12 protein-coding genes are annotated in these 12,415 nt (G+C 74.3%); 7 read left to right on the top strand and 5 right to left on the bottom strand.

The window, feature by feature from the left end; translation table 11 throughout:
• The first annotated feature begins 180 nt into the window (after positions 1 to 180).
• Entirely contained in the window at positions 181 to 753 is a 573-nt protein-coding gene (locus ABD249_RS04575; protein WP_344340844.1) for a CDP-alcohol phosphatidyltransferase family protein, read from the top strand.
• A 3-nt stretch (positions 754 to 756) separates the two neighbouring features.
• Here ABD249_RS04575 and ABD249_RS04570 read toward each other — a convergent pair whose 3' ends face one another.
• The gene (locus tag ABD249_RS04570) at positions 757 to 1,677 is read right to left on the bottom strand and encodes a LysR family transcriptional regulator (protein WP_344340841.1); all 921 of its coding nucleotides are present in this window, start codon (positions 1,675 to 1,677) and stop codon (positions 757 to 759) included.
• Positions 1,678 to 1,776: 99 nt separating this feature from the next.
• Between ABD249_RS04570 and ABD249_RS04565 the strand changes: the two genes are divergently transcribed.
• The 3 genes from ABD249_RS04565 (at position 1,777) to ABD249_RS04555 (ending at position 5,955) form a co-directional block, all read left to right on the top strand.
• Positions 1,777 to 3,105, top strand: coding sequence for an MFS transporter (locus tag ABD249_RS04565; RefSeq protein WP_344340839.1), 1,329 nt, complete (start codon positions 1,777 to 1,779; stop codon positions 3,103 to 3,105).
• Positions 3,102 to 4,754 (top strand): amidohydrolase, encoded by a 1,653-nt coding sequence (locus ABD249_RS04560; RefSeq protein WP_344340836.1) that lies wholly within the window; start codon positions 3,102 to 3,104, stop codon positions 4,752 to 4,754. Before ABD249_RS04565 ends, ABD249_RS04560 begins: the two co-directional genes overlap by 4 nt.
• A gap of 145 nt (positions 4,755 to 4,899) precedes the next feature.
• Complete coding sequence (locus ABD249_RS04555; protein ID WP_344340833.1) at positions 4,900 to 5,955, top strand: Glu/Leu/Phe/Val dehydrogenase dimerization domain-containing protein; 1,056 nt, start codon at positions 4,900 to 4,902, stop codon at positions 5,953 to 5,955.
• Positions 5,956 to 5,977: 22 nt separating this feature from the next.
• Here ABD249_RS04555 and ABD249_RS04550 read toward each other — a convergent pair whose 3' ends face one another.
• From ABD249_RS04550 to ABD249_RS04535, 4 genes are all read right to left on the bottom strand, one after another.
• The gene (locus ABD249_RS04550) at positions 5,978 to 6,559 is read right to left on the bottom strand and encodes a DinB family protein (protein WP_344340831.1); all 582 of its coding nucleotides are present in this window, start codon (positions 6,557 to 6,559) and stop codon (positions 5,978 to 5,980) included.
• 94 nt (positions 6,560 to 6,653) lie between these two features.
• On the bottom strand, positions 6,654 to 8,774 hold the full coding sequence (locus tag ABD249_RS04545; RefSeq protein WP_344340828.1) for a DEAD/DEAH box helicase: 2,121 nt from the start codon (positions 8,772 to 8,774) through the stop codon (positions 6,654 to 6,656).
• A 403-nt stretch (positions 8,775 to 9,177) separates the two neighbouring features.
• Positions 9,178 to 10,029 (bottom strand): hypothetical protein, encoded by an 852-nt coding sequence (locus ABD249_RS04540; RefSeq protein ID WP_344340826.1) that lies wholly within the window; start codon positions 10,027 to 10,029, stop codon positions 9,178 to 9,180.
• 45 nt (positions 10,030 to 10,074) lie between these two features.
• A complete protein-coding gene (locus ABD249_RS04535) occupies positions 10,075 to 10,443 on the bottom strand; it encodes a winged helix-turn-helix transcriptional regulator (protein WP_344340823.1) in 369 nt (122 codons plus the stop codon).
• A gap of 114 nt (positions 10,444 to 10,557) precedes the next feature.
• On the opposite strand from ABD249_RS04535, the gene ABD249_RS04530 reads away from it, so the two are divergent.
• The 3 genes from ABD249_RS04530 to ABD249_RS04520 all read left to right on the top strand — a co-directional run bounded on the left by ABD249_RS04530 (position 10,558) and on the right by ABD249_RS04520 (position 12,311).
• The gene (locus tag ABD249_RS04530; protein ID WP_344340821.1) at positions 10,558 to 11,406 is read left to right on the top strand and encodes an SDR family oxidoreductase; all 849 of its coding nucleotides are present in this window, start codon (positions 10,558 to 10,560) and stop codon (positions 11,404 to 11,406) included.
• A gap of 108 nt (positions 11,407 to 11,514) precedes the next feature.
• Positions 11,515 to 11,856 (top strand): hypothetical protein, encoded by a 342-nt coding sequence (locus ABD249_RS04525; protein WP_344340819.1) that lies wholly within the window; start codon positions 11,515 to 11,517, stop codon positions 11,854 to 11,856.
• A 119-nt stretch (positions 11,857 to 11,975) separates the two neighbouring features.
• Entirely contained in the window at positions 11,976 to 12,311 is a 336-nt protein-coding gene (locus ABD249_RS04520; RefSeq protein WP_344340816.1) for a hypothetical protein, read from the top strand.
• The last annotated feature ends 104 nt before the right edge of the window (positions 12,312 to 12,415 follow it).

Raw genomic sequence — 12,415 nt, 5'->3', positions numbered from 1 at the left:
TCCGGGTGAGGCGACGCGGCGTCGAGCGGCGGCGGGTGCTTCGGGTCGGGCGCGGGCGCGCGTCGCGACGGGTGGGGCAACGCGGCGTCGTCGACCGGCATTCCCCTGTCGCGGGACATGCCGCGACACGATCCGCGGCGAGCCGCGGCAGGCAGGACTCCAGGATGCCAGACTGACGCCATGGAGTCGACGCCGCGCGATGCTGGATGGCGCACGCTGCCGAACCTCGTGACGGTGCTGCGCTTCCTCCTCATCGTGCCCGTGTGCGTCGTGCTGCTGCGCGGCGGCGAGGGCGACTGGCTGCCGGTCGTGCTGCTGGGCGTGTGGGCGTCGACCGACTGGATCGACGGGCAGCTCGCGCGCAGGCTCGACCAGGTCTCGGTCATCGGCGCGAAGCTCGACCCCTTCGTCGACCGCCTCGGCACCGCGATCATCGCGGTCGTGCTCGCCGTGATCGGCGCGCTGCCGCTGTGGATGCTCGCCGTGCTCATCGTCTTCGACGTCGCCTCCACCCTCTTCGGCGTCAAGGCGGCCGCCGAGGGCCGCCTGCCCGTCACGTGGGTGGGCAAGGTGCGCACCTTCGTGCTCTTCCTCGGCCTCGTCTCGCTCGTCGCGGCCGTCACCGTCGCGCCGTGGCTCCTCGTGCCCGCGTACGTGCTGCTCGTCGCCGGCCTCGTGCTCCACGTCTGGGCTGCGGTCGGCTACATCTCGTCGGCGCTGCGGCAGGCCCGCGAGCGCCGCGCCGTCCGCTAGCGGTCAGCCTTCGCCCTCGAGCGTGCGCGCCACGCGCTGCAGTCGGCGCCGCGTCGCACGACGCATGTGCCGCGCGAAGCGCGTCACGACCTGCTCGACGAGCTCCGCGTTCGGGTTCGCCGGATCCCAGCCCGCGATGAGCGGGAACGTCACGGGCTCGCGATCGGCGACGACCGGCACGGCGACGCAGCCGGGGAACGGATCGTCGGTGAGCACGGCGACGCCCTGCCCCGTCCGCACGAGCACGCGCGCGATCGACGGATGCCGCACGACCGTGTGCTCGCGGTAGGCGGCACCACGGGCGTGCACCGCCTCGTCGAGCACCCTTCGTGCGGCGCTGTTGGGCGTGAGCAGCACGAGCGGCTCGGCGAGGAGCTCGTCGACCTCGACGCCACCGCGTCGCGCGAGCGGATGCGACGCCGGCATGTGGGCGCGCACGACGCCGTCCGCGAGTCGCCTGTGGACCCATCCCGGCGCGGGGGCGCGCGTCGAGACGCCGAGGTCCGCGCCGCGCGCGCGGGCGACGTCGAACACGCGGAACGGATCCGCGGCCTCGCAGTCGAGCACGGGCAGGCCCTCCCCGTCGGCGACGAGGAACGGCACGATCGCGGAGTCGATCGTCGCGGACGGTGCGATGACGTGGAGGCTCGTGCGCTGCTGCTCCGCCTCCTGCTTCGTCCGACCGATCACGTGCTCGGCCTGCGCCAGGAGGTCGGAGACGCGATCGTAAAATCTCGCCCCGTCCCGGGTCGTGCGCAGCGCGCCCGCGCCGCGCACGAGGAGCGTGACGCCCAGCTCGTCCTCGAGCGCGCGCATCTGCCTGCTCATCGCGGGCTGCGTGATGCCCACGCGACGCGCACCGCCCGACACCGACCCCTCCTGGACGACGGCGACGAAGGAGGCGAGCACGCGCAGGTCCGGCATGCCTCCAGAGCATAGGGACCTGCAGAGGATGCATTCGACAACCTGTCGGTGCCGTCGCACGATGGGTCGCACGCATCAGCGCGTCATCGAGAGGACCCCATGACCACGACGGCAGCAGCGACCGACCCGCGCACGCGGGCTCGCAGGGCGCGCTTCGGCTCCTTCGTCGGCACCGCGATCGAGTGGTACGACTTCTACCTCTTCGGCACGGCGGCCGCGCTCGTGCTCCCGGCGGTGTTCTTCCCGGACGCGGACGCCGCCACGGGCCTGCTCGCGTCGTTCGCGACGTTCTGGGCCGGCTTCCTCGCCCGCCCGCTCGGCGGCCTCGTCTTCGGCCACTTCGGCGACCGGCTCGGCCGCAAGCACACCCTCGTCATCACGCTCATGATCATGGGCGTCGCGACCTTCTGCATGGGACTGCTCCCCGGCGCCGACTCGTGGGGCGTCGCGGCACCCGTGCTGCTCATCCTCCTGCGCGCGCTGCAGGGCATCGCCGTCGGCGGCGAGTGGGGCGGCGCCGTGCTCATGGCGTCCGAGAGCGCCCCGAAGGGCGAGGGCGTGCGCTCGGGCATGTGGGTGCAGCAGGGCTCCCCCGTCGGCAACATCCTCGCGACGGTCGCCTTCCTCGCGGTCGGGACCCTCGACATGGACGCGTTCCTCGCCTGGGGCTGGCGCATCCCGTTCCTGCTGTCGGCCGTGCTCGTCGTCGTCGGCCTCGTCATCCGCCTCAAGGTCGAGGAGTCGCCGGAGTTCGAGCAGCGCAGCGCCGAGCACGTCGTGCCGCGCCTGCCGCTCGGCGAGCTGCTGCGTCATCACTGGCGCATGCTGGTGGTCGGCACCCTCGCGTGCGGCCTCGGCATCGGCGGCGCGTACTTCACGTCGACGTTCATGCTCTCGTACACGACCACCGAGCTGGGCGTCGATCGGCAGACGATGCTCATGGTCCTGCTCGCGACGGTCGTCGTGCAGTTCGCCTGGCAGCCCGTCGCCGCGCGCCTCGCGGAGCGGTTCGGCACGACGAGGTTCATGGTCGTCGTGCTGCTCGTCGCCATCGCGATCGCCTTCCCGGCGTTCCTGCTGATCTCCAGCGGCGAGCCATGGGCGATCCTGCTCGTGCTGTGCGCCGTCATGCTGCCGACGTCCGGCTACTACGCCGTGCTCGCGGGCTTCCTCGCGCAGGCGTTCCCCGTGGAGATCCGCTACACCGGCATCTCGGCGTCGTACCAGCTGTGCGCGACGCTCATCGGCGGCACGACGCCGCTGCTCGCCCAGCTCTCGCTCACCCTCGCCGGCGGCAGCTGGGTCGGCATCGCCGCCTTCTACGTCGTGCTGATCTCGGTGACGCTCGTCGGCGTCGTCGGCGTCGGCCGGATGTCGGGCTTCTCGGCTCGCTCCGAGCGCGCCGCGCGCGAGGAGGTGGCCGCATGAGGCTCGACGCCATCCTCGAGCACGGCAGAGTCTGGACGGGCGACGCCGCACGGCCCAGCGCCTCGCGCGTCGGCGTCCTCGGCGGGCGCATCGTCGGGCTCGACGAGGAGCTCGACGGCGTGACCGCCGACGCCGTCGTCGACCTCGGCGGCGCCCCCGTCGTGCCGGGCTTCCACGACGCGCACCTGCACTTCTCCCTCTACGGGCAGAAGCTGCTGCGCCTCGACCTCTCCGCGACGGCCTGCCCCACGCTCGACGACGTCTACGCGACCGTCCGCGCAGCCGTCGACGACGCCCCTGCGGGCACCTGGATCCTCGGCCGCGGCCACGACCAGAACAAGCTCGGCGCGCATCCGACGCTCGCCGTCCTCGACAGCATCGCGCCGGAGCATCCCGTCTACCTCGAGCACACCTCCGGGCACATGGGCGTCGCGAACGGCGCCGCCCTGCGCGATGCCGGCCACGCCGACCTCCTGCGGGTCCCCGACCTGCCGGGCGGGCACGTCGAGCGCGACGCGGACGGCATGCCGACGGGACTGCTGCAGGAGCGCGCGCAGGAGCTCGTCACCCACCGCTTCCTGCCCGTCGACCTCGCGACGCATCGCGCGGGCTCCCGGCTGGCGTCCACGGCGCTGCTCGCGATGGGCATCACGTCCGTCACGGAGCCGGGCATCGGCGCACCGGGCCAGGTCGGGCAGAGCCCCGTCGAGCTGCGTGCATACCAGGACGGCATCGAGGCCGGGGACATCCGGCTGCGCATCGACGCGATGCCGTACCACCGCGTGCTGCACGACCTCGGCGGCATCGGCGGCGGCGAGACGGGCTTCGGCCTCGACCTCGGCATCCGCTCGGGCTTCGGCGGCGACCGGCTGCGCATCGCCGGCGTCAAGGTGCTGAGCGACGGCTCGCTCATCGGCCGCACGGCGGCGATGTGCTGCGACTTCGACGACGATCCCGGCAACGCCGGGTTCCTCATCGACGACGTGCAGGACCTCACGCGCACGATCGTCGCAGCGCACGCCAACGGGTGGCAGGTCGCGACGCACGCGATCGGCGATCGCGCGCTCGACGCCGTGCTCGACGCCGTCGCGGAGGCGCAGCGCGTCGCCCCGCGCCACGACCCCCGCCATCGCATCGAGCACTGCGGCGTCTCGCGCCCGGACCAGCTCGATCGCGTCGCATCGCTCGGCCTCATCCCGTCGCCGCAGGGTCGCTTCGTGTCGGAGACGGGCGACGGACTGCTCGCGGCCGTGGGGCCCGAGCGCATGGCATGGGTCTATCGGATGCGGTCGTGGCTCGATCGCGGCATCGTGCTGCCGGGCTCGACCGACGCGCCGATCGTGCACGCCGACCCGATCTGGAGCATGCAGGACATGGTGTCCCGCCGCACGGCCGCGGGCGCGCCGCTCGCGCCCGACGAGGCCGTCACCGCCGAGGAGGCGCTGCGCGCCTACACGTTCGGGTCGGCCTACGCGACGCGCGACGAGGCCAACCGCGGCTCGATCGCCCGCGGACGCCTCGCCGACCTCGTCGTGCTCTCCGACGACCTGCTGCAGGTCGACCCGTCGCGCATCGCCGACGTGCGCGTCGGCGCGACGATCGTCGGCGGCGAGGTCGTGCACGACACGGGTGCCGTCACGGTGCGGTGATCGTGCGCAGGATGCACGTGTCACCCGCGCGGGTGACGCATCGTGCGCAGGCGGCGCGTCGTCGATTGCGCGCATCGCATCGCACCGGGAGCATGGGTGCCACGCCGCGCGATCCGCGGCAGCCCATCGCGAAGGAGCGAGCCCCATGAGCGCCATCCCCGACCTCGGCCACGAGCACGTCGTCACCGCATCCGGATCGAGGTCGGGCCTGCCGATCACGGTCGCCCTGCACTCGTCCGTGCTGGGTCCCGCCCTCGGCGGCTGCCGCATGTGGACGTACCCGACCTGGGCGGACGGGCAGGCGGACGCGCTGCGGCTCTCCGCCGCGATGACGCTGAAGAACTCCGCGGCAGGGCTCGACGCGGGCGGCGGCAAGGCCGTCATCGCGGTGCCGATGGGGACGGTGCTCGGCGCCGACCTGCGACGCGCGGCGCTGCTCGACCTCGGCGACCTCGTCGAGACGCTCGGCGGCCGCTACCGCACCGCCGAGGACGTCGGCACGACCGAGCGCGACATGGTCGTCGTCCGCGAGCGGACGCGCCACGTCGTCGGCCTCCCCGCCGAGGTCGGCGGCGTCGGCGAGCCCGCCGTCGGCACCGCGCTCGGCGTCCTCGCCGCCGTCGCGCCCACGCTCGAGGAGGCCTTCGGCGACGGCGGCATCGCCGGTCGATCGTTCGTCGTCTCCGGGCTCGGCCAGGTCGGCGGCCGCCTCGCGCGCATGCTCGCCGAGGCCGGCGCCGACCTCGTCGTCACCGACGTCGTCCCTTCGAAGCGCGCGCTCGCCGACGAGCTCGGCGCGCGGTGGATCGCGCCCGAGGAGGCGCTCGTCACGCCCGCCGACGTGCTCGTGCCCGCGGGGCTCGGCGGCGTCCTCACCGCCTCCGCCATCCGCTCCCTGCCGGTGCGCGCCGTCGTCGGCCCCGCCAACAACCCGCTCGACGAGCGCGCGGGCGCCGTGCAGCTCGCCGAGCGCGGCATCGTCTACGCGCCCGACTTCGTCGTGAACGCCGGCGGCGTCATCCACCTCACGCTGCTCGCCGACGGCGCGTCCGCCTCGGAGGTCGAGGCGCGCCTGCTCGGCATCGGCGACACGACGCGTCGCGTGCTCGCATCGGCGCGCGAGCGCGGCACAACGCCCCTCGAGGCGGCCGAGGCCCTCGCGGCCGAGCGCATCGACGCCGCACGCCTCGTGCACGCCTGAGCCGCGTCGAGGCCGCCCTCGCTCAGTCGGCGGGCGCGGCCTCGGCGATCGCGCGCAGCCGCGCGACGTGCTCGGCCCACCACACGGCATCCTCCCCCGGGAGGTTCGAGACGTCGCGGCGCATGCCTGCGGCGCCGTCGACGCCCTCGCGCAGCACGTCCATGTGGCCGGCGTGCCTCGCGACCTCGGCGACGAGGTGCACGAGCACGCGGTGCAGCGTCACGGCCTCGCCCTGCTCGCCCCACCACGGCACCCGGCCGACGGCGCCGAGGTCGAGCGCCGCGACCGTCGCCTCGGCATGCGCCTGCACGCGCAGGTAGCGGTCGACGACCTCCGCCATGGGCTCGTCGGCGGCGGCCCACATGTCGGCGTTCGGCTCGGCCTCGTCGTCCATCCACGGCATGGGCTCCGGCCACGGCCGGTCGAAGCACAGCCCGAGGTACTCGGCCTCGGTCGACGCGACGTGCTTCACGATGCCGAGCAGGCTCGTGCCCGTGGGCGTGCGCGGCATCCTCGCCTCGCGCTCCGAGAGGCCCTCGAGCTTCCACAGCAGCGCGTCGCGATGCACCTGCAGGTATCGGAGCAGCGTCGCCTTCTCGTCCATGCCGACAGCATGGCGCACGCCACCGACGACCGCGCGCGCGAACGAGGCCGCTCGACGACCGCCGTGCGGTGCCGAGCGGCCTCGATCGATCGGGTCAGCCGCGCTCGCGCAGCGTCTGCTCCAGCAGCGTCACGAGCGTCTCGAGCCGCATGTCGACGCTCGTCGCATCCTGCTCGATGCCGTCGAGCGCCGCCTGCGCGAGGCCGGCCTTCGAGTCGAGCAGCTCGGCGATGCGCGTGTCGACCGTGTGCGCGGCGACGATGCGCCACACCGTGACCGGCATCGACTGGCCGATGCGGTGGATGCGGTCGATCGCCTGCGTCTGCTCGGCATCCGTCCACGAGAGCTCGGCGAGCACCATGTTCGACGCGACCTGCAGGTTGATGCCGATGCCGGCGGCCGTGAGCGAGCAGACCGCGACGGCGACCGTGGGGTCGTTCACGAACGCGTCGATCGCGGCCTGGCGGACGGCGGGCGTCTGGTCGCCGCGGATCGAGACCGTCTTCAGGCCCCGCTCGGCGAGCGTGCGCTCGGCGATGTCCATGGCATCCACGTGCTTCGCGAAGAGCACGACCTTGCCGACGCTGCGCGCGAGCTGCGCGGCGTAGTCGGCCGCGAGCGCCGCCTTCGCCGTGCCGATCTGCCGCACGAGACGGAAGACGTTCTCGCCGGAGCCCGCACCGTCGTCGCCGTCGACCTCGCTCGTCGCGATGCGACGCACGAGGGCGAGGTCGATGCCGTCGGTCGGCTCGGTGCGCGCCGCGACCGCGCGGTCGTAGCGGGCGACGAGGCGCGCGGCGAGCTCGCGCTCGGCCTCGCGGATCGACCTCGCGGCGACGGCGTCGAGCTCGACCGGCAGGTCGGCGATCGTGCGCGCCGGGATGTCGGAGGCGACGTCGACCTTGCGCCTGCGGACGATGCCCATGTCGACCACCGCGTGCCGTGCGGCACGGTAGAAGGCCGAGTCCATCGGCGTCAGGTGCGTCGCCTCGAGGGCGTCGGTGAGCTCGGCGTTCGGCTGCCGACCGTCGATCCAGCCCAGCAGCTGCCAGATCGCGCGGAAGTCCTCGATGTCGTTGATGAGCGGCGTGCCCGTGAGCGCCATGAGGAGCGGCCGACCGTGGCGCGCGCGGATGGACGCCGCGATGTCGAGCACGTGGCGCGACCGCTTCGAGGTCGTGTTCTTGATGAAGTGCGCCTCGTCGACGACGAGCCCCTGGAAGCCATGGCGACGCAGCCAGCCGACGTGGCGGTCGAGCACCTCGTAGTTGATGACGATGACGTCGGCGAAGCCGTCGAGCCTCGCGCCGTCGCCCTGGACGATCGAGACCGAGCGTCCGGGGATCCAGCGCTCCGCCTCCCGCGCCCAGTTCATCTTCACGACGCTCGGGCTCACGACGAGCAGCGGGAAGGCGCCCGCGGCCTCGGCCGCGATGAGCGCCTGCGCCGTCTTGCCGAGGCCCGGCTCGTCGGCGAGCAGGAAGCTGCGGTGACCGTCGGAGACCGCACCGACGAGCTGCGCCTGGTGGCGCATGAGCTCGAGGCCGCGGGGCGTGAAGCGGTCGACGCCCTCGGGCAGCTCCATCGTCGCCGCCGTGCCGTCGGCGCCGTACTCGAACGAGTGGAACAGCGGGTCGAGCAGGTCGAAGCCCGCGAGGCGGTCGGGCTTCGGCGCGCGACGCGGCACGTCGAGGTCGGGGGCGAGGAACGGGCTCGCGAGCTGCTGCGCCTCGACCGACGACGGCACGACCTGCCGCTCGAGCTCGATCGTCGCGACCGGGTCGGGCACGGGCTGCGGCTCGGGCTCGACCTCGATGCCCGCGGCCTGCAGCATCGTGCGACGCGCCTCCTGCGCGGCGGCCGACGGGGGCGCGCCCTCGCCGAGCAGCGGCAGCAGGGAGGGGTCGCGCGAGGCGGCCTTGCCGAGGATGAGGGCGATGCCGTCGAGGCGCTTGAGCTCCTCGGCGCGGCGCTCGTGGCCGAGCCCCGCATCCCCCTTCACGCGCGTGCGCTCCTCGCGCACGAGCATCGCGGCGGCCTGGAGCTTGGCGCGAGCGCTGCGGCTCGCGGCGCCGCGCTGCACGCTGCCCTCGACCTCGCGCGCGGCACGCGCGAGCCTCGGGATGATGCCGCCCTCGCGACGCTGCTGCTGCTGGTGACGCTGCGAGTCCGGCCGATCGGCCGTCGCAGTGCCCGCTCCCTGCGGATCTGCCACTGGTCTCCTCTCGACGCTGTCGCGTCGTCGTGTTCGCACGTCGCGTCGAGGTCGCCGTCCGCGAGCCTGGTGGATCCGCGAGCGCGGATCGGCCATGGGCCTGACGGTGGCGGGGGCGGGATCGGTCGTGCCCGAGATCAGGGCGACGACCGGCCGGACGCCGGTGCTGCACGCCATGCTACCCCGTCGCGGCGCCGAGCGCCCCTCGGGCTGCGGGGGCGTGGCGGCAGGGGTCGGACGCGAGGGCAGGACTGGTCGCTGTCGCACCTCGGATGTGGCTCGTGGGGTGCAACCGTGACCAGTCGGCGTGCAACGGTGACCAGTCAGGGTGCAACGGTGACCAGTCGGGGTGCGAGCGTGTCCGGTCGGGGGCGTCGGCGCGGACGCGTCGGGCGGGGAACCGTCAGGGCGCGCGGTGCGGGCGCTCGCGCACGGCCGCTCGGAGGGCGTCGGTCGCGAGGGCGACGACGAGCACGAGGGAGCCGACGAGGGCGAGGGTCATCGCGACGAGCATGCCCGGCAGCACCGACAGTCCGACGATCCACGGCACGACGAGCGCGAGGGCGAGCGTGATCGCCGCGACGACCGCGAGCGCGCCGGCGGCGGCGACGATCCGGAGCACGCGCCGGTCGAGGACGGCGAGCACGACGCGGTCGTGCCAGGCGTGCCAGCCGTCGACCACGTCGTCGATCGTCCGCGCGTCGCGATCGTCGATCGGCACCGTCGCGACGGCGAGCCCGAGCGAGGTCGCGACGATCGGGATGCGCGCGATGCCGCCGTCGACGCGGTCCGCGACGACGTGCACGACGTCGGCGTGGAGGACGACGAACCCGGGCGCGGCGCTCGCGGCGAGGCCGTCGCCGACGACGACGTCGACGTCGCCCGTGTCGAGGCGGGCGAGCAGCGTCGGCAGCTCGGCGGGGTCGTTGCGGCCGTGCCCGCCGAGGACCGCCACGACGTCGGCACGGCTCGCGGCGACGCGCAGCGCGTCCGCGAACGCCGTCGCGCCCTCCACGCCGGGCGCGACGGGGACGACCTCGATCCGCGCGTCGGTCGCGGCGTGATCGGCGGCGGCGACCGCGACGTCCGCGGCGGCGGGCACGACGAGGACCTCGACGTCGAGCTCGGCGCCCTCCGCCGTGCCGAGCAGCTCGGGCACGAGGACGTCGAGCACGTCGGCGTCGTGCGACGGCACGACGATCGCGATGCGCAACGGGGAGGATGCGTCGGACGCCGACGCGTCGGGCTCGTCCATGCCGCCGAGCCTACGACCGGGAGCCGAGCGCCTCCCGAGGGCGGGTCAGGACGCCTGGACGAGCATGTCGTCGGCGTTGTCGCCGATCCACGCGAGCAGCGGCAGCATGCGCTCGACGAGCTCGCGACCGCGGTCGGTGAGCCGGTAGTCGACGTGCGGCGGCACCGTCGGCAGCGACTCGCGCTCGACGAGGCCGTCGGCGACGAGGATGCGCAGCGTCTGGGCGAGCATCTTCTCGCTGATGCCGTCGACCTCGCGTCGCAGCTCGCTCCAACGATGCGTGCCCTCGCCGAGCGTGCACAGCACGAGCACGCCCCAGCGGCTCATCACGTGGTCGAGGACCGTGCGGGTCGGGCACGCGTGCGTGAACGCCCCCGGTCGATCGGCCCGGATCTGCGCAAGACTCACCATCACGTCAGTACCCTACTGGAAGGTGGGTACCCGCCGATGGGAATGCTTCCTCCGCCTCCGTCGCTGCACGTCGATGGACCGCGCGGCGACCGCGCGGCAGTCTCGGAAGGACTCCCCATGACCATCCTCGTCACCGGATCCACCGGCCACCTCGGCCGGCTCGTCGTCGAGCGCCTCGTCGCACGCGGCGCCGCCCCCGCCGACGTCGTCGCCGGCGCCCGCTCCCCCGAGCGCGTCCAGGCTCCCGAGGGCGTCCGCACGGCGCACGTCGACTACGACCGCCCCGAGACGCTCGAGCCCGCCTTCGCCGGCGTCGACACCGTCGTGCTCGTCTCCGGCTCCGAGCCCGGCCGCCGCACGCCCCAGCACCGCGCCGTGATCGACGCCGCCGTCGCCGCGGGCGTCGGCCGCATCGTCTACACGAGCATCTTCGGCGGCGACGGCTCCCCCCTGCCGCTCGCGCCCGAGCACGTCGAGACCGAGGCGGCGCTGCGCGCCTCCGGCATCCCCGCGACCATCCTCCGCAACGGCTGGTACACCGAGAACTACGCCGCCGACGTCGCACGGGCGCGCGAGACGGGCGAGATCGCCGGCTCGGCGGGCGACGGCCGCGTCGCGAGCGCGAGCCGCGTCGACTTCGCCGACGCCGCCGCGGTCGTCGCGCTCGACGACGCGCACGCCGGCCGCACGTACGAGCTCGCCGGCGACGTCGCCTGGTCGTACGACGACCTCGCCGCCGCGATCGGCGAGGTCGTCGGCCGCGAGGTGCGCTTCGTGCGCCTGACGACCGACGAGCACGTCGCCGCGCTGCAGGGCGCCGGCCTCGACGCGGGCACCGCGGGCTTCGTGGCCGCGCTCGACGGCGGCATCTCCGCCGGCGCGCTCGACACGTCCGACCGCACGCTCTCGCGCCTCATCGGTCGCCCGACGACGCCGCTCGTCGACGGGCTGCGCGCCACCGCCTGATCCGCGAGCGGATGCGGGATGCGCGTCGCCCAGGCGATGCGCATCTCGCACCGCCGTCCCCGGCCGACGGTGCCTGCGGTGTCGATGGTGCCGCCTACGCTCGCCGCCATGACGCTGCGACCCGTGGAGTGGGAGATCCGCCACCCCCTCTCGGGCGAGCTCGTCGCCATCGTGCGGGTCGTCGCGCTCGGCGCGCGGCACGAGTGGTACGCCCGTGCCGTCACCCCCGAGGACGACCGCGCGAGGCGCACCCTCATCGGCTACTGGGGCAGCCCCGACGAGGCGCATCAGGGCGTCCTCGCCCTGCACGAGCGCCGCACGGGTCGCTCGCTCGCGCCCGGCGGCGAGGGCGCGCCCTCGGTGCCGCTCGTGCCGATGAAGCCCCCGCCCGACGAGCAGCGGCAGCGCGGCATGGCGGCTCGCCCGCGGCGCCACGCGGCGCGCGCCTGAATGGTATGCACCACGACACGCGCCGCGCCGGGCTGGTAGCGGGCCTCTCACCCGTCGGCTCGTACCATCGGATCCGCTGCGCGCGTGCGACGCGCGCGGACGATGACTCAGGAGGCACCGTGTCGACTGCCAAGAGGCTGCAGGCGATCCGCGACGAGACGACGGCGCGCGCCATGCGCGCCGACATGCCCGCGGAGATGACCGAGGCGATGCTGGGCATCTGGGCCGCGCTCGAGGAGATCGCGACCGCCGTGGACTCGCGCGGACGCGCATCGTCCGGCGACGGCATCACCCCTCGCGAGCTGAGCCGCGAGATCGGCCAGCCCGACCGTCGCATCCGCGCGTTCCTGCGCGAGCCCGACGACGGCGGTCCCGCCTTCTCGCACACGAAGCACAAGCACTGGAGCCTCGACCCCGACGAGGCCGAGCGCGTCCGCAGGCGCTTCGCAGCCTGACGCGTCACCCGCTCCGCGGCATCCGCGGAGCCCTCGCGGCCGCACCGTCCGTGGGCCGACGGATCCTGAGCGCGCGCCGAGTGCGCCGCGCCGGCGATGGCCTA

This window comes from Agrococcus versicolor (assembly GCF_039531815.1).
GTDB classification, from domain to species: domain Bacteria; phylum Actinomycetota; class Actinomycetes; order Actinomycetales; family Microbacteriaceae; genus Agrococcus; species Agrococcus versicolor.
This window is presented reverse-complemented; position numbering and strand designations above follow the sequence as displayed.

What these genes read in the sequence shown, in the direction of transcription:
- ABD249_RS04540 (WP_344340826.1), bottom strand. Translation starts at nt 10,029, where the DNA reads ATGGACGAGCCCGACGCGTCGGCGTCCGACGCATCCTCCCCGTTGCGC.
- ABD249_RS04570 (WP_344340841.1), bottom strand. Translation starts at nt 1,677, where the DNA reads ATGCCGGACCTGCGCGTGCTCGCCTCCTTCGTCGCCGTCGTCCAGGAG.
- ABD249_RS04525 (WP_344340819.1), top strand. Translation starts at nt 11,515, where the DNA reads ATGACGCTGCGACCCGTGGAGTGGGAGATCCGCCACCCCCTCTCGGGC.
- ABD249_RS04555 (WP_344340833.1), top strand. Translation starts at nt 4,900, where the DNA reads ATGAGCGCCATCCCCGACCTCGGCCACGAGCACGTCGTCACCGCATCC.
- ABD249_RS04560 (WP_344340836.1), top strand. Translation starts at nt 3,102, where the DNA reads ATGAGGCTCGACGCCATCCTCGAGCACGGCAGAGTCTGGACGGGCGAC.
- ABD249_RS04530 (WP_344340821.1), top strand. Translation starts at nt 10,558, where the DNA reads ATGACCATCCTCGTCACCGGATCCACCGGCCACCTCGGCCGGCTCGTC.
- ABD249_RS04575 (WP_344340844.1), top strand. Translation starts at nt 181, where the DNA reads ATGGAGTCGACGCCGCGCGATGCTGGATGGCGCACGCTGCCGAACCTC.
- ABD249_RS04550 (WP_344340831.1), bottom strand. Translation starts at nt 6,559, where the DNA reads ATGGACGAGAAGGCGACGCTGCTCCGATACCTGCAGGTGCATCGCGAC.
- ABD249_RS04565 (WP_344340839.1), top strand. Translation starts at nt 1,777, where the DNA reads ATGACCACGACGGCAGCAGCGACCGACCCGCGCACGCGGGCTCGCAGG.